Annotated in this window: 15 protein-coding genes; 7 read left to right on the forward strand and 8 right to left on the reverse strand. The window is 67.4% G+C overall.

Annotated elements, in window-relative coordinates; all coding sequences use genetic code 11:
• From EX20_RS28630 to EX20_RS28645, 4 genes are all read right to left on the reverse strand, one after another.
• The gene (locus tag EX20_RS28630; RefSeq protein ID WP_034195496.1) at nucleotides 1–2,064 is read right to left on the reverse strand and encodes an NADH:flavin oxidoreductase; all 2,064 of its coding nucleotides are present in this window, start codon (nucleotides 2,062–2,064) and stop codon (nucleotides 1–3) included.
• Nucleotides 2,065–2,135: 71 nt separating this feature from the next.
• Nucleotides 2,136–2,669: a DUF5943 domain-containing protein gene (locus EX20_RS28635; RefSeq protein WP_014723974.1), complete on the reverse strand. Its 534-nt coding sequence runs from the start codon at nucleotides 2,667–2,669 to the stop codon at nucleotides 2,136–2,138.
• Nucleotides 2,670–2,817: 148 nt separating this feature from the next.
• Entirely contained in the window at nucleotides 2,818–3,789 is a 972-nt protein-coding gene (locus EX20_RS28640) for a dipeptidase (RefSeq protein ID WP_011880775.1), read from the reverse strand.
• Nucleotides 3,790–3,831: 42 nt separating this feature from the next.
• Complete coding sequence (locus EX20_RS28645) at nucleotides 3,832–5,103, reverse strand: serine hydroxymethyltransferase (RefSeq protein ID WP_034195497.1); 1,272 nt, start codon at nucleotides 5,101–5,103, stop codon at nucleotides 3,832–3,834.
• A gap of 9 nt (nucleotides 5,104–5,112) precedes the next feature.
• Here EX20_RS28645 and EX20_RS33095 point away from each other — a divergent pair, with 9 nt between their 5' ends.
• From EX20_RS33095 to EX20_RS28660, 4 genes are all read left to right on the forward strand, one after another.
• Nucleotides 5,113–5,532 carry a hypothetical protein gene (locus tag EX20_RS33095; RefSeq protein ID WP_231572307.1) on the forward strand — a complete coding sequence of 140 codons (420 nt, stop codon included), beginning with the start codon at nucleotides 5,113–5,115 and terminating at the stop codon, nucleotides 5,530–5,532.
• A 20-nt stretch (nucleotides 5,533–5,552) separates the two neighbouring features.
• The gene (locus tag EX20_RS28650) at nucleotides 5,553–6,581 is read left to right on the forward strand and encodes a GlxA family transcriptional regulator (RefSeq protein WP_011880777.1); all 1,029 of its coding nucleotides are present in this window, start codon (nucleotides 5,553–5,555) and stop codon (nucleotides 6,579–6,581) included.
• 790 nt (nucleotides 6,582–7,371) lie between these two features.
• Nucleotides 7,372–8,187, forward strand: a complete 816-nt coding sequence (locus tag EX20_RS28655; protein WP_034195498.1) for a hypothetical protein — start codon at nucleotides 7,372–7,374, stop codon at nucleotides 8,185–8,187.
• Between the two features lie 415 nt (nucleotides 8,188–8,602).
• Nucleotides 8,603–9,910, forward strand: coding sequence for an NRAMP family divalent metal transporter (locus EX20_RS28660; protein ID WP_014723978.1), 1,308 nt, complete (start codon nucleotides 8,603–8,605; stop codon nucleotides 9,908–9,910).
• Between the two features lie 95 nt (nucleotides 9,911–10,005).
• On the opposite strand, the gene fdhA is transcribed toward EX20_RS28660, so the two are convergent.
• The gene (fdhA, locus tag EX20_RS28665; protein WP_011880781.1) at nucleotides 10,006–11,202 is read right to left on the reverse strand and encodes a formaldehyde dehydrogenase, glutathione-independent; all 1,197 of its coding nucleotides are present in this window, start codon (nucleotides 11,200–11,202) and stop codon (nucleotides 10,006–10,008) included.
• A 294-nt stretch (nucleotides 11,203–11,496) separates the two neighbouring features.
• Between fdhA and betI the strand changes: the two genes are divergently transcribed.
• Genes betI through betA form a run of 3 tightly spaced genes read left to right on the forward strand, consistent with a single transcriptional unit; the run spans nucleotide 11,497 to nucleotide 15,306 of the window.
• Nucleotides 11,497–12,081, forward strand: coding sequence for a transcriptional regulator BetI (gene betI / locus EX20_RS28670; RefSeq protein WP_011880782.1), 585 nt, complete (start codon nucleotides 11,497–11,499; stop codon nucleotides 12,079–12,081).
• Nucleotides 12,082–12,113: 32 nt separating this feature from the next.
• The gene (gene betB, locus EX20_RS28675; RefSeq protein WP_034195542.1) at nucleotides 12,114–13,583 is read left to right on the forward strand and encodes a betaine-aldehyde dehydrogenase; all 1,470 of its coding nucleotides are present in this window, start codon (nucleotides 12,114–12,116) and stop codon (nucleotides 13,581–13,583) included.
• A gap of 22 nt (nucleotides 13,584–13,605) precedes the next feature.
• The gene (gene betA, locus EX20_RS28680) at nucleotides 13,606–15,306 is read left to right on the forward strand and encodes a choline dehydrogenase (RefSeq protein ID WP_034195499.1); all 1,701 of its coding nucleotides are present in this window, start codon (nucleotides 13,606–13,608) and stop codon (nucleotides 15,304–15,306) included.
• Nucleotides 15,307–15,366: 60 nt separating this feature from the next.
• Here betA and EX20_RS28685 read toward each other — a convergent pair whose 3' ends face one another.
• The 3 genes from EX20_RS28685 to EX20_RS28695 all read right to left on the reverse strand — a co-directional run bounded on the left by EX20_RS28685 (nucleotide 15,367) and on the right by EX20_RS28695 (nucleotide 18,158).
• Nucleotides 15,367–16,479 (reverse strand): hypothetical protein, encoded by a 1,113-nt coding sequence (locus tag EX20_RS28685; protein WP_034195500.1) that lies wholly within the window; start codon nucleotides 16,477–16,479, stop codon nucleotides 15,367–15,369.
• Between the two features lie 229 nt (nucleotides 16,480–16,708).
• Nucleotides 16,709–17,212 carry a hypothetical protein gene (locus tag EX20_RS28690; RefSeq protein ID WP_011880786.1) on the reverse strand — a complete coding sequence of 168 codons (504 nt, stop codon included), beginning with the start codon at nucleotides 17,210–17,212 and terminating at the stop codon, nucleotides 16,709–16,711.
• A 121-nt stretch (nucleotides 17,213–17,333) separates the two neighbouring features.
• Nucleotides 17,334–18,158 carry an OmpW/AlkL family protein gene (locus EX20_RS28695; protein ID WP_014723982.1) on the reverse strand — a complete coding sequence of 275 codons (825 nt, stop codon included), beginning with the start codon at nucleotides 18,156–18,158 and terminating at the stop codon, nucleotides 17,334–17,336.
• Nucleotides 18,159–18,160 lie beyond the last annotated feature (2 nt).

The following is an 18,160-nucleotide window of genomic DNA, read 5'->3' on the forward strand; positions in this document are numbered from 1 at the left end:
TCAGAAATCCTTGACGAGACGCAGCGAGTCGTAGATCGCCCCGTGGACGTTGTGCATCGAGATGCAGTCGCCGACACGGAACAGCAGGAAGCGGCCGTTGCCCAGCTCTTCCGACAGGCACGGTTGCGGCTCGGCCGCGAACAGCGTGTGCGGATCGATCTGGCCGCGGTTCACCGACTCCGGCTTGAGCTTCCAGTACAGCTCGTCGTTGGGCGCCGAACCGTTCTCGATCACGACCTGGTCGACCGCGCGCTCTTCGAGTTCTTCCGTGTATTCATTGCGCAGCACGGCGATCTTCTTGCCGTCTTCCTCGTACACGCGGTCGAGCATCGTGTTCGGCGTCGGGATCACGCCGAGCGCGTACAGGCGCCGATAGAAGATCGGGAACGTCGTGCCGCCGCAGTCGTCGGCCACCTTCACGTCGGGCGTGACGACCTCGACCTTCGAGCCGCGGCTCGCCATGAAGTCGGCGACGCCCGCGCCCGCATGCGTGCTCACGCCGTCGAACAGCAGCACGTTCTGCTTCGGCTCGACCTTGCCGGTCAGGATGTCCCACGAGCTGACCGCCAGCCCTTCGGCGACGCCCCACGCCGGCACCTGCCACGTGAAGCTCGAGCCGCCCGTCGCGAGCACGACGATGTCCGGCTTCTCGGCCATGATCATCTTCTCGTCGGCAGCGACGCCCAGACGCCGGTCGACGCCCAGCCGCTTCGTTTCCATGTCGAACCAGCGGATGATCCCCGACATCTGCTCGCGCTGCGGCGCCTTCGCCGCGATCATCACCTGGCCGCCGACCTCGGCGTTCTTCTCGAACAGCACGACGTCATGGCCGCGCAGCTTCGCGACGCGCGCGGCCTCGAGCCCGGCCGGGCCCGCGCCGACCACGACGACCTTGCGCTTCGGGCCGCGCGATTTCTCGATGATGTGCGGCATCGTCGCTTCGCGCGAGGTGGCCGCGTTCTGGATGCACAGCACGTCGAGGCCGTTGTACTGGCGGTCGATGCAGTAGTTCGCGCCGACGCATTGCTTGATTTCGTCCTCGCGGCCGTCGCGGATCTTGATCACCATGTGCGGATCGGCGATCTGCGCGCGCGTCATGCCGACCAGGTCGATCATCCCGTTCGCGAGCAGGCGCTCGGCCTGGCCCGCATCGCGGATGCTCTGCGCGTGCATGACCGGGATCTTCACGACCGACTTGATGCCGGCCGCGAGATGCACGAACGGCTCCGGCGGCAGCGCCATCGGCGGCATGCAGTTCGCGATCGTGTTGTGCGTGTCGCCGCCCGAGCCGACCACGCTCAGGTAGTCGATCAGGCCCGTCTCGGACATCGCCTGCGCGATTTCCTTCAGTGCTTCGTGATCGAGGCCATCTTCGTGGAATTCGTCGCCGCACATGCGCAGCCCGACGCAGAAGTCCTTGCCCACCGCCTCGCGCACGGCCGTCAGCACTTCGATGCCGAAACGCAGACGGTTCTCGAGGCTGCCGCCCCATTCGTCGGTGCGATGGTTCGAGCGCTTGCTCCAGAACTGGTCGATCAGATGCTGGTGCGCCGCCGAGATCTCAATGCCGTCCATGCCGGCCGCCTTCACGCGCTTCGCGGCCGCCGCGAAATCGCCGATGATGCGGCGGATTTCCTCGATCTCGATGATCTTCGCGTTGCCGCGGTGCACCGGCTCGCGCACGCCCGACGGCGACATCAGATGCGGCCAGTGCTCGCCGTGGAACGACGAGCGGCGGCCCATGTGCGTCGCCTGGATCATGATCTTCGCGCCGTGCTTGTGCATCGTGTCGGCCAGCCGCGTGAGCGGATCGATGATCTTGTCGTTCGACAGGTTCACCGACTTCCACCAGCCCTGCGGGCTGTCGATCGACACGGGGCTCGAGCCGCCGCAGATCGCGAGGCCGACGCCGCCCTTGGCCTTCTCCTCGTAGTAGCGGATGTAGCGGTCGCCCGGCAGGCCGCCCGGCTCGGCATACACCTCCGCGTGCGCGGTGCTGACGATCCGGTTGCGCAGCGTCAGCTGGTTCAGCTGCATGGGTTTGAACAGGTGGGGATAACGCATCGCTGGCGACCTCTGGCGTTCGAATGTCTCGTATTGCGGGTGTTGTGGTGTTGCTGGGCGGCTTCAGTGCGTCAGTGGGCGATCGGCGACACTTCGAAGACGCAGTGATCGTGGTGCTCGGCCGCACACTGCACTTCCTTCGACTGCGCGCGCGGCGCACCCTGGCCTTCCGGCGTCGTGTCGTTGACCCAGTCCATCGCGCCGGCGAACCAGCCCGCGAACATGTAGCAGAGCTTGCCTTCCTTCTCCGGCTGCTGGAGCACGAACGACGAGTGGCGCAGCTCGATCTTCGCGCGTGCGCTGGCCGGATCGGCTTCGATGATCGAGAACAGGCCCCAGCCGCGTTGCGACAGGCGCTTCAGGTAATGCTCGAACACGGCCATGCCGGTCAGCCCGTGCAGCTTCGCTTCCTTGTCGCACCAGTGGTAGGCGGACTTGTAGCCGGCCTTGTAGAGAATCTGCGCATACGCTTCGACGCCGAGCGCTTCCTCGACCGCGACGTGGTTGTTCGTGAAGAAGTGACGCGGCACGTACAGCATCGGCAGCGCGTCGGTGGTCCAGACGCCGGTATCGGGATCGACGTTGATCGGCAGTTGCGGTTGCATCGTGGTGGCTCCGTGAGGAAAAACGCCGCGCGGCTCGGGCGCAGGCGCGATATCGTCCGCGCGCCAGCGCGCGACGCGCCGGCACGGCCGGATTCTTGTGGTGTTGAATCGCTGGGGCGGTTCGGCTCGGTTCGGTTCGTGCGTGCGCTTACGCGCCCCACACGTCCTTGAACACGCGCACCCAGTTCTCGCCCATGATCTTGCGGATGCGCGACTCCTTCCAGCCGTGGCGCTCCATCGCCGCGGTCAGGTTCGGGAATTCGCCGATCGTGCGGATGCCTTCGGGGTTGATCACCTTGCCGAAGTTCGTCAGCTGGCGATAGCGGCCCTTGTCGTGCGTCAGCATGTCGAAGAATTCCTTCGCGTAGTCCTGCGTGAAGTCGGTGCCGATGCCGACCGCGTCTTCGCCGATCAGGTTCACGACGTATTCGATCGCCTCGATGTAGTCGTCGATGTTCGCTTCGATCCCGCGCTTCAGGAACGGCGCGAACATCGTCACGCCGACGAAGCCGCCGGCGTCGGCGATCTCCTTGAGCTGCGCGTCGCTCTTGTTGCGCGGATGCTCTTTCAGGCCCGACGGCAGGCAGTGCGAATAGCACACCGGCTTCTTCGAGAACGCGATCGCTTCCGACGACGTGTTGCCGCCCACGTGCGACAGGTCGACCATGATGCCGACGCGGTTCATTTCCGTGATCACTTCGCGGCCGAAGTCGGACAGGCCGCCGTCGCGCTCGTAGCAGCCGGTGCCGACCAGGTTCTGCGTGTTGTAGCAAAGCTGCACGACGCGCACGCCCATGTCGGCGAACGCCTCGATGTAGCCGATGTTGTCCTCGAACGCATGCGCGTTCTGGAAGCCGAGGATGATGCCGGTCTTGCCTTCCTGCTTCGCGCGGAAGATGTCGTCGGTGGTGCGCACCAGCGTCAGCAGCTCGCCGTTGTCGCGGATCTTCTTCTTCATCACGCCGATGTTGTCGACGGTCTTGGTGAAGTTCTCCCACACCGATACCGTGCAGTTCGCGGCGGTGATGCCGCCGCGGCGCATGTCTTCGAACACCGGCTTCTCGAACTTCGAGATGTTCAATCCATCGATGATGATGCTGTCCTGATGCAGCGTGCTCATATCTGCCTCTCGCTCTAGTCTCTGCGTGTGTGGGGTCGTCGATCAGTAAATCGGGAAGCGCTCGCAAAGCGCGAAAATCTCGCGGCGCACGCGTTGCTCGGTCGCGTGGTCGCCGTCCGGATTCGCGCGCAGCGCGTCGAACACTTCGAGAATCAGGCGGCCGATCTCGCGGAACTCGGCCACGCCGAAGCCGCGCGTCGTGCCGGCCGGCGTGCCGAGGCGGATGCCCGACGTGACGGTCGGCTTCTCGGTGTCGAACGGAATGCCGTTCTTGTTGCAGGTGATGCCCGCGCGCTCGAGCGCCTGCTCGACCGGCGCGCCCTTCAGCCCCTTCGGGCGCAGGTCGACCAGCAGCAGGTGGTTGTCGGTGCCGCCGGTGACGAGATCGACGCCGCCTGCCTTGAGCACGTCGCCGAGCGCCTGCGCGTTCGCGAGCACGCGGTCGATGTAGGTCTTGAAGTCGGCATGCAGCACTTCGCCGAACGCGACGGCCTTGCCGGCGATCACGTGCATCAGCGGGCCGCCCTGGATGCCCGGGAAAATCGCCGAGTTGATCTGCTTCTCGTACTCCGCCTTCATCAGGATCACGCCGCCGCGCGGGCCGCGCAGCGTCTTGTGCGTGGTCGACGTGACGACGTGCGCGTGCTCGACCGGGTTCGCATGGCGACCGGCCGCGATCACGCCCGCGATGTGCGCCATGTCGACCATCAGCTTCGCGCCGACGCTGTCGGCGATCGCGCGGAAGCGCGCGAAGTCGAGCGCGCGCGGATAAGCGGAGAAGCCGGCGATGAGCAGCGTCGGCTTGTGCTGGTGGGCGAGCTCCTCGACCTGGTCGTAGTCGATGCGCATCGTGTCGCGGTTCACGCCGTACTGCACCGCGTTGAACCACTTGCCCGACAGCGCCGGCTTCGCGCCGTGCGTGAGGTGGCCGCCGGCGTCGAGCGACATGCCGAGCACCGTGTCGCCCGGCTTCGCGAGCGCGAGCATCACCGAGCCGTTCGCCTGCGCACCCGAATGCGGCTGCACGTTCGCATAGCCGGCGTTGAAGATCTGCTTCACACGCTCGATCGCGAGCGCCTCGATTTCATCGGCGAATTCGCAGCCGCCGTAATAGCGCTTGCCCGGATAGCCTTCCGCATACTTGTTGGTCAGCACCGAACCCTGCGCTTCCAGCACGGCGCGCGACACGATGTTTTCCGACGCGATCAGCTCGACCTGCGACTGCTGGCGCTCGAGCTCCTTCAGGATGGCGCTGCGCACCGGGGCGTCGCGCTCGGCGAGGGGCTGCGAGAAGAAAGGCTGGGTGTTCGACATAGTGCGTCCGTGACGAAGAATGAAGGGCGTGTAACCGAAGCTCGAGGCCCGCCGTACCTGGGTTTCCAGCGCTTCCAGTGCAAGGCTGCCGACGGCTCTATTCTTGTCGTTCGGATTTTCGGCGGATTGATGAATTTAGACGCGTTCTTTGCCTTTTCCGCCATGCGCGTCCGTTTTGCACAAGTGACCGATCGTGCTTTTCGAAGCGCCGCTGCGCGCGGCGTCGTGCGCTGCGTTCGTGCGCAAGCACTTCGCCGGTGCCGCCGCTGCGCGCGCGGGGTGCAGCGCATCACGCTTACGGTGCAGTGCAATATCGGCCGGACGGCCAGACAACGTATGGAGCTAGGGTTTAGCCGTATGGCACGCTTGTTGCGCTGGCTCACACAATACGGCAGCCCGATCCGTGCCACTCGGGCCCATAGCTATTAGAGATTCAAGGAACGCTCCCCATGTCGCCCGACCGCACAGCGTCGCTGTCTCACTTCGCGTTCATGCCCCTGCCGAACTTCACGATGATCGCGTTCACGAATGCGATCGAGGTGCTTCGGATGGCGAACTATCTGAGCGGCCAGCCGCTCTACCGCTGGTCGGTGATCAGCCCGGAGGGCGGACCGGTGACGGCCAGCAACGGGCTCACGGTCGACACGGGGCCGGCCGATTGCGTCGGGCTGCCCGATATCGTCTTCGTGTGCGGCGGCGTCGACGTGCAGCGCGCGACCACGCCCGACCATCTGTCGACGCTGCGCCGTTTCGCGCGCTCGGGCGTCGCGCTCGGCAGCCTGTGCACGGGCACCTATGCGCTCGCGAAGTCGGGGCTGCTCGCGGGCTACGCGTGCGCGATCCACTGGGAGAACATGTCGGCGCTGAAGGAGGAGTTTCCGGACACGCGCTTCCTGAAGGAGCTGTTCGTCATCGACCGCGATCGCATCACCTGCACGGGCGGCGTCGCGCCGCTCGACATGATGCTGAACCTGATCGCCGCACGCGTGGGCACCGCGCGCGTCACGCAGATCGCCGAGCAGTTCATCGTCGAACACGTGCGCGACACGAGCGCGCAGCAGCGGATGCCGCTCGTCGCACGGCTCGGCTCGGCGAACAAGTCGCTGTTCGAAGTGATCGCGCTGATGGAGAACAACATCGAGGAGCCGCTGTCGCGCGAGGAGCTCGCGCGGCTCGCGAACATGTCGCAGCGGCAGTTGCAGCGGCTGTTCCGCGAGCACCTCGGGATGACGCCCACCCACTATTACCTGACGCTGCGGCTGCGCCGCGCACGCGAGCTGCTGTTGCAGACCGACATGTCGATCATGCACATCACGATGGCGTGCGGGTTCCAGTCGGCGTGCCATTTCAGCAAGAGCTATCGCGACGCGTTCGGCGTCGCGCCGACGCGCGAGCGCCGCAAGCAGGTGGCGCCGCTCGCGCAGGGCGCAGCGGCGGCGGCCGCGCCGATGTTTCCGGTGCATGCGCTCCATGCGTGACGCCGGCGCCGACTGCGGCGCGAGCGTTGCAATCACGAAAGCGGCCCAATGGCCGCTTTTCTTTTGCGCTGACGATTTCGGCGCGTGCGTTTCGGCGAGCGTGTCAGGTGGCTGCATCGCGCGCCGCGTACACGATCCTCGAATGTGCATTCGCGCGCGTTCGGCTTCAGCAACCTCGCCGCTCGGCAGCGGAAAACGTGACGCCGTACCGACCCGCCAGCGGGAACGAGACTTGCGCAGGACGCCCGGTTCCCGAACCGATGCAGCGGAGCGGAATCGCCCGCGAAACATTGGCGATTGGGGCGGGATTGAATGCGGCGGTTGCCGTTGCTAATCTTTCTTCAGCGCCGGCCGCGCCCGGCCGGAGGCCACGCATGAAGCGATATGCGGCGATCGCGCAAATGGTCGCCAACTCGATCCGGTACGGTGATTTCTCCCATGTCGCGCGCGTCGCGACTGAGCCGTCCGCATGCGGCGCGCGTCGTGTAAATCCTGCTACCGCGCGGCGCGGCTTCTACATGTGCGAAAGCGAGCCGCCGACCGCCGCATGTGCGCGCCGTGGTCAGCTTGTCCCGAACCACCACGCCACGCGAATGCATTGCGATCCAGCACCGCACCGACGCGTCGCAAACCGCGCGCGACGACGACGCGACATTCCAGTCGACCGACCAGTTCAAGCACGCCATACCCGGCTCAGCCATCGCTGGCCGTGGCCTCCCGCCGTCGAGGATGCGATCCGGACCCTCGGAACGCTCGCCGACCGGCAACGACAAACGAGGTAGCAACGACGATGCGAGTCCTGCCCAGCCGGAGAGTCCGCTCACGCGACACGCTGCTCGGCGCGATGAATGTGCGCGTCCAGCCGCGCGTGACGGTCAGTCAGCGCTGTCGGGAATGCGGCTTCATGGCATTCCGCGCCAGCGATACCTGCCCCGTGTGCGGAACGGGGAACCGGCCGTTCGCCCCGCTCGGTCGCTGGCGCGGCGGCGAGCCGGCCGCTCCCGACCACGGCGCGCCGTCGGCACCCACATGGGTGTCGCGCTTCGCGGCCGCCGTACGCAACGCGGCGATTCATCGGCCGCGCGCATCGAGCGCACCGTTGCTCAGCGTGTTGACGCTGGTCCTGCTCGTCGGCGGTTACGTGACGTTCGACCGCACGTGCCGGGCCGACCCGGTCTGTCGCGGCCACGGCGCAACGAGCACCGGCGCGGCCGACGCCGGCGTGCAGGTCGCCGACACGCCCGCGTTGCCGGTGCTGCCCGCACCCGTCTATGCGTTTCGTCGGGATGAGACGCTGGCGCCGGCGGCCGGCCCGCTCGCCGATGCCGGCCAGCCGGCCACCGTCGACGGTCCGCGTGGTGCGGCCTCGAGCCGCCACGCGAGGGCGAGTGCGAGAGCGGGCGCAGGCGCGCCCGCGACGCTCGCGCGGCAAGTGCCGCCGCTTCGCGACACGGACCGCGCGCAAGGCGGCATCCGCGTCGCCGACTGGAAAGGCGGCGTCCCGGCCCGGCGCACGCATGCGACCCGTCGCGTGAGCTGGCACGCGCGCCATCTGCGACGCGGGGCGACCGACGCCGAAATGGCCTATCTGTACCGCGGACACTGACGGCCGCGCAGCGAGGAACCTGGTTGCGCGTCAGTTGCCGCGGATGTCGGTAGCGGAGCCGTCGGTCGCCGCCGCTCCAGTCGGCGCCGGACAATATCCGTGGCCGCTGACGAAGCCTGCCCCGGCCACCCGCGCGCACCCGCCGACCAACCCCGCATAGTCACGACCCCGCTCGCAAGCCTCCCGCCGCCGCTGGTCGACCAACCGCCCGCGCTCGGCCGCGAGGAGCGAACGAGAATGCCTCCTTCGCCAGAATCCGATACGCTATCGGCTGCCTCGTCTACCGGCTCATCCCGCACGGCAGGTCGGCTTACGGCGCAACCCTCGCGGGCGTCTGACGGAACGGGCGCGCGTCATAACCCGCGTCGGTAGACACCCACCCGAATTCCCGCCCTCGCGCAAAGACCCTCGTCCCATGGACAGCAATTCACAGAACGATCCCCTACCCACGCGCGACCCCGTCGTCGGTCCGTCCAAACCGCGCCTGTTCGGCTTTCTCGGCGCCGGCTTGATCACCGGCGCATCGGACGACGACCCGAGCGGCATCGCAACCTACAGTCAGGCCGGCGCGGCGTTCGGCTACGGGCTTTCGTGGACGTTGCTGTTCAGCTATCCGCTGATGGTCGCGATCCAGATGATCAGCGCCCGGATCGGGCGCACCACCGGCCACGGCATCGCCGGCGTGCTGCGCCGGCACTATCCCGACTGGCTGCTCCAATGGGTCGTCGTGCTCCTGCTCATCGCCAACATCATCAATCTCGGCGCCGATCTTGGCGCGATGGCCGATGCGATGGCGCTCCTGCTGCCCGGCCCGAAGTGGCTGTACGTGCTGCTTTTCTCGGCCATCTGCATCGCGATGCAGTTGCTGCTGCAGTACACGCGCTACGTCGCCGTGCTGAAATGGTTCACGTTGTCGCTGTTCGCGTACTTCGCCGTGCTCGCGATCGCGCATATCGAATGGGCGCGTCTGGCGAGCCATTTGTTCGTTCCGCATCTGAGCTGGACGTCGTCCTACCTGACGCTCGTCGTGGCAATCTTCGGCACCACCATCAGCCCCTATCTGTTCTTCTGGCAATCCGAAGAGGAAGTGGAGGACATGCACGCGCATCCGACCCGCCGCGACCTTTTCAGCGCGCCGGCACAGGCGCCGACGGCGCTGCACCGCATCGAGATGGACACGGTGACCGGGATGGGCCTGTCCAATCTGGTCGCCCTCGCGATCCTCGCCACCACCGCCGCCACACTCAACGCAGGCGGCATCACGGACATCCAGACTTCGGCGCAGGCGGCGCTCGCACTGCGGCCGATCGCGGGACACTTCGCGGCGCTGCTGTTCACCGTCGGCATCGTCGGGACCGGCTTGCTCGCGGTGCCGGTGCTGGCCGGCTCGGCCGCCTACGCCGTAGGCGAGGCGCGCGACTGGCCCGTCGGGTTTTCGCGGAAGGTCCAGGAGGCCAAGGCCTTTTATGCCACCATCGCGATCGCCACGCTGATCGGGATGGTCATCAATTTCACGTCCATCAACGCGATCAAGGCGCTTTACTGGAGCGCCGTGCTCAACGGCGTGATCGCCGTGCCCGTGATGGTCGTGATGATGTTGATCGCGTCGCGCACCGACATCATGGGTGCCTTCAGCGTCAAGGGCTGGCTGCGCGCGCTGGGCTGGCTCGCCACGATCGTGATGTTCGTGATCGCGGTCGGGATGGTGGTGACTTCGTTCTGACCGGTAGCGCGGCAGGCGTCGGGAGAGTCGTCGAGGAATGAAAAACGGGCGGCGCCGTCTCCGGCGCCGCCCGCTTCATGTGAGCCGTTCGCGCGTCAGGCCGCGAGCAGGCCGTGCGGGTCGATCACGAATTTGCGCGGTGCGCCGCCGTCGAACTTCTTGTAGCCTTCCGGCGCCTGATCGAGCGAGATCACCTCGACGTTGACGATCTTCGCGATCGGCAGCCGGTCGAACAGGATCGCCTGCATCAGGTTGCGGTTGTACTTCAGCACCGGCGTCTGACCCGTGAAGAACGAATGCGACTTCGCCCAGCCGAGGCCGAAGCGGATGCTCAGGCTGCCGTGCTGCGCGGCCTTGTCCTTCGCGCCCGGATCGTCGGTCACGTAGAGGCCCGGGATGCCGATCGCGCCGGCAGGCCGCGTGATCTCCATCAGCGAGTTCAGCACCGTCGCCGGCGCTTCCTCCGCACTGCCCGACGAGCCGTGGCCGTGCGCCTCGAAGCCCACGCAGTCGACCGCGCAGTCGATTTCCGGCACGCCGAGAATCTGCGCGATCTGCTCGCCGAGCGACGCATCCTTCGACAGGTCGACCGTCTCGAAGCCCATCGCGCGCGCATGGGCGAGGCGTTCCGCGTTCATGTCGCCGACGATCGTGACCGCCGCGCCGAGCAGCCGCGCCGACGCGGCCGCCGCCATCCCGACCGGGCCTGCGCCCGCGATATAGACCGTCGAGCCCGGCTTCACGCCCGCGCTCACCGCGCCGTGGTAGCCGGTCGGCAGAATGTCGGACAGGCAGGTCAGGTCGCGGATCTTCGCCATCGCCTGATCGCGGTCCGGGAATTTCAGCAGGTTGAAGTCGGCGTACGGCACGAGCACGTACTCGGCCTGTCCGCCGATCCAGCCGCCCATGTCGACGTAGCCGTACGCGCCGCCCGCACGCGACGGGTTCACGTTCAGGCACACGCCCGTATGGGTGTCCTTGCACATCGCGCAGCGTCCGCACGCGACGTTGAACGGCACCGACACGAGATCGCCGATCTTCAGCGTCTCGACGTCGGGGCCGACCTCGACCACCTCGCCGGTGATCTCGTGCCCGAGCACGAGTCCGACCGGCGCGGTCGTGCGGCCGCGCACCATGTGCTGGTCGGAACCGCAGATGTTCGTGCTCACCACTTTCAGGATCACGCCGTGGCCGATCGCGCGCCCGGTCGGATCGACCATCTTCGGATAATCGATCTTCTGCACCTCGACCTTGCCCGGCCCAAGATAGACGACACCTCGATTGCTGCTCATCGTATTGTCTCCATGTCTCGTTGGTTCGCGCTGCGGGCCGCCGCACGACTGCGGCGCACCTGCAACGTGCTGTTCGAGAGTAGTCCCCGAGACCGGGGCGCCGATGTCTCAAACGCGACAGGTGTTTGACCGGTGCCGACATCGGCCGCGCGAAGCCCGAGCCGGCGCCGCGCCGCCGCACGGCGTCGCCGCCGCACATCGTCGGACCCGATTTTTTGTTGATTGAACGATCAATAAAAAACCGATAAGCTCTCGACTTCCACGAACGGCCCGTCCGGGGCGAAGGAGTGCGCGATGCCGAAAGTCGGAATGCGGGAGATCCGTCGCGCGCAGCTGATCGACGCGACGCTGCGCTCGATCGACGAGGCCGGCCTGCCCGGCACGACGCTCGCGTCGGTCGCGCAGCGCGCGAAGATCTCGACGGGCATCGTCAGTCACTACTTCGGCGACAAGGACGGCCTGCTCGAAGCCACGATGCGGCACGTGCTGCGCGATCTGTGGGCGGCCACCACGCGCCGCCGCGTCGCCGCGCGCAAGGATCCGCGCGCGAGGCTGCGCGCGATCGTCGCCGCCAACTTCGACGACACGCAGGTCAGCGCGCCGGTGATGAAGACCTGGCTCGCGTTCTGGTCGCAGAGCATGCACGAGCCGAGGCTCAAGCGCCTGCAGCACGTCAACACGCGGCGCCTGCACTCGAACCTGTGCGCCGAATTCGCGAAGCGCCTGCCGCGCGCGAAGGCGCGCGAAGCGGCCAGCGGCCTCGCCGCGCTGATCGACGGCCTGTGGCTGCGCGGCGCGCTCGCCGGCGGCCCGATCGACACCCGGGCGGCCTTGAAGCTCGCCCACGATTACATCGACCTGCTGCTCGCGTCCGCGTGACGCGTCGCGCAGTCGCCAACCTGGAGATCCTCATGTCCGTATACGGTTTGCAGCGCCTGTACATCGGCGGCGCTTATGTCGACGCCACCAGCGGCAAGACTTTCGACACCTTCGATCCCGCCACCGGCGAGCTGCTCGCGCAGGTGCAGCAAGCGAGCGCGGCCGACGTCGACCGTGCGGTCGCCTCGGCGCAGCAAGGGCAGCGCGAATGGGCGGCGCTGACCGCGATGCAGCGCTCGCGCATCCTGCGCCGCGCAGTCGATCTGCTGCGCGAGCGCAACGACGAACTCGCGGCGATCGAGACGCGCGACACCGGCAAGCCGATCGGCGAGACGCTCGCGGTCGACATCGTCACCGGCGCGGACGTGATCGAGTACTACGCGGGCCTCGCGACCGCGATCGAAGGGCTGCAGGTGCCGTTGCGCGCCGAGTCGTTCGTCTACACGCGCCGCGAGCCGCTCGGCGTGTGCGCGGGCATCGGCGCGTGGAACTACCCGATCCAGATCGCATGCTGGAAGACGGCGCCCGCGCTCGCGGCCGGCAACGCGATGGTGTTCAAGCCGAGCGAGGTCACGCCGCTCACCGCGCTGAAGCTCGCCGAGATCTATACGGAAGCCGGCGTGCCGGCCGGCGTGTTCAACGTCGTGCAGGGCGACGGCTCGGTCGGTGCGCTGCTGACCGGTCACCCGGACATCGCGAAGGTGTCGTTCACGGGCGGCGTCGAGACCGGCAAGAAGGTGATGTCGCTGGCCGGCGCGTCGTCGCTGAAGGAAGTGACGATGGAGCTCGGCGGCAAGTCGCCGCTGATCGTGTTCGACGATGCCGACCTCGATCGCGCGGCCGACATCGCGGTGACCGCCAACTTCTTCAGCTCGGGCCAGGTCTGCACCAACGGCACGCGCGTGTTCGTGCAGCGCTCGATCAAGGACGCGTTCACCGCCAAGGTGCTCGAACGCGTGAAGCGGATCCGCGTGGGCAAGCCGACCGATGCCGACACCAACTTCGGCCCGCTCGTGTCGGCCGCGCAGCTCGACAAGGTGCTCGGCTTCATCGCCAGCGGCAAGGCGGAAGGCGCGAAGCTGCTGGCCGGCGGCACGCGGCTCACCGACGGCCATTTCGCCGACGGCCAGTACGTCGCGCCGACGGTATTCGGCGACTGCCGCGACGACATGAAGATCGTGCGCGAGGAAATCTTCGGGCCTGTGATGAGCATCCTCGATTTCGAATCGGAGGACGAAGTGATCGCGCGCGCGAACGACACGCACTACGGCCTCGCGGCCGGCGTCGTCACGGAGAACCTGTCGCGCGCGCATCGCACGATCCATCGCCTCGAAGCCGGCATCTGCTGGATCAACACGTGGGGCGAATCGCCGGCCGAGATGCCGGTTGGCGGATACAAGCAATCCGGTGTCGGACGCGAGAACGGCATCACGACGCTCGAACACTACACTCGAATCAAATCGGTACAGGTCGAACTCGGCCGCTACAACCCGGTGTTTTGAGAACGATAGGAGATATCCCGTCATGACGACACGCGAATACGACTACATCATCTGCGGCGCCGGTTCCGCGGGCAACGTGCTCGCGACGCGCCTGACGGAAGATCCGAACGTCACGGTGCTGCTGCTCGAAGCCGGTGGCCCCGACTACCGCTTCGACTTCCGTACGCAGATGCCGGCGGCGCTCGCCTATCCGCTGCAGGGCCGCCGCTACAACTGGGCGTACGAAACCGACCCCGAGCCGCACATGGACAACCGCCGCATGGAATGCGGCCGCGGCAAGGGGCTTGGCGGCTCGTCGCTGATCAACGGGATGTGCTACATCCGCGGCAACGCGCTCGACTACGACAACTGGTCGACGCACCAGGGCCTCGAGCGCTGGACCTATCTCGATTGCCTGCCGTACTTCCGGAAGGCCGAAACGCGCGACGTCGGCCCGAACGATTACCACGGCGGCGACGGCCCCGTGTCGGTCACGACCAGCAAGCCGGGCGCGAACCCACTGTTCGAAGCGATGGTCGAGGCCGGCGTGCAGGCCGGCTATCCGCGCACCGACGACCTCAACGGCTATCAGCAGGAAGGCTTCGGCCCGATGGACCGCACCGTCACGCCGAAGGGCCGCCGCGCGAGCACCGCGCGCGGCTACCTCGACCAGGCGAAGACGCGCCCGAACCTCGAGATCGTCACGCACGCGCTGGCCGACCGCATCCTGTTCGACGGCAAGCGCGCGTCGGGTGTCGCATACCTGCGCGGCAGCGAGCGCGCCACCGCGCATGCGCGCCGCGAGGTGCTCGTGTGCAGCGGCGCGATCGCGTCGCCGCAACTGCTGCAGCGCTCGGGCGTCGGCCCCGGCGCGTGGCTGAAGGAACTCGACATCCCGATCGTGCTGGACCTGCCGGGGGTCGGCCAGAACCTGCAGGATCACCTGGAGATGTACATCCAGTACGAATGCAAGGAGCCCGTCTCGCTGTATCCGGCGCTCAAATGGTGGAACCAGCCGAAGATCGGGCTCGAATGGATGCTGAACGGCACGGGCCTCGGCGCGAGCAACCATTTCGAGGCCGGCGGCTTCATCCGCACGCGCGACGACGATCCCTGGCCGAACATCCAGTATCACTTCCTGCCCGTCGCGATCAACTACAACGGCTCGAACGCGATCGAGATGCACGGCTTCCAGGCGCACGTCGGCTCGATGCGCTCGCCGAGCCGGGGCCGCGTGAAGCTGCGCTCGCGCGACCCGAACGACCATCCGAGCATCCTGTTCAACTACATGGCCGAAGCGCTCGACTGGCGCGAATTCCGCGATGCGATCCGCGCGACGCGCGAGATCATGCGGCAACCGGCGCTCGACCGCTATCGCGGCCGCGAGTTGAACCCGGGCGCCGACTGCCGCTCCGACAAGGAACTCGATACGTTCGTGCGCGCGCGCGCCGAGACCGCGTTCCATCCGTCGTGCTCGTGCAAGATGGGCTACGACGACATGGCCGTGGTCGACGACGAAGGCCGCGTGCATGGGCTGGACGGGCTGCGGGTCGTCGACGCGTCGATCATGCCGATCATCACGACCGGCAACCTGAACGCGCCGACGATCATGATCGCGGAGAAGATCGCCGACCGGATTCGCGGGCGTCAGCCGCTCGCGCGTGCGAACGTCGCGTACTACGTCGCGAACGGCGCGCCGGCGCGCAACGTCGCGAAAGCGGTGCGGCAACCGGAGACGGCGTAGGCGCGTCCGCGCGCGACGACAGCGTGCACGGCTCGCGGCGTTCTCGCCGCGAGCCGTTTTTCATTGGGCGTCGCTGCCGCCCGCATTGAAGCGCGTGATCGCGGTCGCTCGCGACCGTATGCGTTTCGCGCGCACGATCGGGTTCGCACGCGACGTCAGGCTCATCGCGCCGCGCAAGCGGTCGAACGCGACCTCTTCTTTCGGCCCGAAGCGGCCGATCGCCGGCCATGCGAGCGTCTGATCGAGCCAGCTCTGCCATGCGTCGCCGTAGAAGCGGCGCGCATATGCGCGCACCGTGTCGGGCGCCGCGATCACGACGCCGGCCAGCAGGTAATACGCCCAGAAGCTGCCCGCGCCGACGAGCCGTTCGAGCCGGCACACCGACACCGCCGCGAGCAGTCCGGACACCGATGCGAGATCGCCGCGCCGTTCGCGGATCGCGCGCGCGACGAGATTGTGCCGGCCGCCGTATGCGGCCAGCGACATCCGCGTGCCTGCGGCGAGCGCCGCGCAGTACGTCGCGAGCGCGGCCATCTCGTCGATGCGGGCCGCCGCGTCGCGCGGCCCGCACACGCGCAGCACGAGCGCGTCGATGATCGCGTCGGGGCCGGCCGACGCGTCCATGCCGCCCGCGGCGACCGCCACGCGGCGTTCTCTCGGGTTCTTCGCAGGCGGTGCTTCGCCGTCTGCTTCGGCTTCATGCGGTGCGCGTTCGCCGCTGCCGTCATCGAGGGCGACGCCGCTGGCAATCCGCTCGAGTGCGGCCCAGCCATCGTCGGGATCGTCGAAGGTCCACGCAGCGACGAATCCGTGAGCGGCTTCGAACGCCGCGCGCGAACCGGGGCAGCGACGCTCCGCATGCGCCAACTGCTGCGCGTCGGGCACGTGCACGCATGCTTCGAGCGCGTCGCCCGCGTCGCATGCGCAACCGCCGCCATCCGTCGCCAGCCACGGCGCGACCTCGTGCAGGACGGCGATCGCCTCATCGGAAAGCGCTGCGCCGGCGCGCACGCGCGCATCGCGCGAGTCCGCCGACGGCGCAGCGGCCGCGTCGGCCTCGGCACCGGCCGGCACGTGCAGACGTTCGATCAGATACTGCAGCCACGCGGCCGTGCGCAGCCGGTCAGGCGTCGCACCGCGGGCATCGCCATACTTCGCTGGGTCGGTGAGCATGGGTGGTCCGAAGGAGTTCCGGCGAATCGGAATGGTTGTTATGTAGTGGGCCGGTCAAGCGGTCCCGTCAAGCGCAGGCGGCGCGATGAGCCGCACCGCCTGCCTCGCTGCCGCGTCGATCCGCGCTGGTCCGAGCGGCCACGCCCAGTCCCGCGAAACCGCGACGCCCGCCGCGCATCCTCTCACGGCCCTCGTAACCGGCAGGCGTGCGGTCGCGATCGCGCGATGCTTACTGCACGTGGAACTTCGGCGACGTGACGACCGTGCCGCTGACCTTGCAGTCCGGCGTCAGCACCGCGTTGTTGAACGTCAGCGACGAGTTCGGATCGCTCCACGCGGTCACGACCTTGCTCGGCCCGCAGGTGCCGAGCAGCGTGACGGTCACCTTCGCGTTGTTGATCGACAGTTGGGTCGGACTGTCGGCCTGGCCGGTCCACGGCGACGCACTCGTCGCGCTGCCGCTGATCAGCCCGCAGGTGGCGCCGCCCGTGAAGGTCGTCGACGTGATGTTGACGATGCCGGTCGACGTGATCGTGCCGTTGAACGTCGCGTTGCATGCCGCATTGATCGACCCCTTGCTGAGCGTCGTGAGCCCGGACGCGGAGAACGGTTCGCCGTTGGGGTTCATCGGCTGGCCGTCCGCGCGCGATACGGTCACCGCGAACGCGGGCGCGGCCGCAGCCGCGGTGAATGCCACTGCAGCAACAAGCGATGCGATTTGACGAATGCTCATTTGAACTGCCCCCTCTCTTCACAAATGGCGGCATGCCGCCGGAAACGCGACGGCCCGGACGAAGCGAACGGCCGGCCCGTCGCAGGAAGCCGCACGGCGCGCGCCGGGCGCGCCGTGCGGCTCAGAACTTGTAGGAAATCCCGACGAACGTAATCAGCGGATCGGCCTTCAGCCTGGTGCGCGTGGTGGCGAGCGTCGAGCCGTCGGCCGCCTTGATCACGAGCGACGAGTAAGTCTTCAGCGGCATGTAGGTCAGCGTTGCCGTCAGCCCCCAGTGCTTGTCGATCGCGTAGCTCGCGCCGATGTTGTAGACGGGCGTAAACGACGACGACGCCTTGCCCTCCACCGACGTCGGTCCCGGCTTGCCGGCCCCGGCCGCCAGCACGCTGCCGAGGTTCTCGTTGATGTCCCTCGCGAAGTTGCCGTTCAGCTCGATGTTGCTGAACCAGCTGTACGCGACGCCGATCCCGACGAACGGACGAAACTTCGCGGTCGGCGCATTGAAGTAGTACTGAAGAATGACGGTCGGACTCCATTGCCGCGCGTTCTTCACGGCCGGCTGGTTCGACGTCTTGTCCATGTCGACCGAGCCGAGCGCGCCGGACGGCCCCGGCGGCCGGATCACGCCGTGCCCGGTCAGCGTGAATTCGGGCGGCACGCCGAGTACCGAGGTCACCGCGATGTGGTCGGTGAAAAAGTGCGTGAGCGTGAGGCCGACCGTATCGGCGTTGTTCACCGTCAGGCTGGTGCCCGGCGACGTGAACGAGCCGGGCAGCCGCAGCGGCCCATTGATCGGCATGTTGGCGAGATTGGTCGTCAGCCCGTTGGTCGAATCCTGCGGCATGATGTGCAGCCAGCCCAGCGTCGCGACGTTGTCACCCGCCTGCTGCGCCGATGCAAGCGTCGACATGCATGCGACGGCACCCGCGGCAATCACCTTCTTCATGA

This window comes from Burkholderia sp. WP42 (genome assembly GCF_000745665.1).
In the GTDB taxonomy this organism is placed as follows: Bacteria; Pseudomonadota; Gammaproteobacteria; order Burkholderiales; family Burkholderiaceae; genus Burkholderia; species Burkholderia vietnamiensis.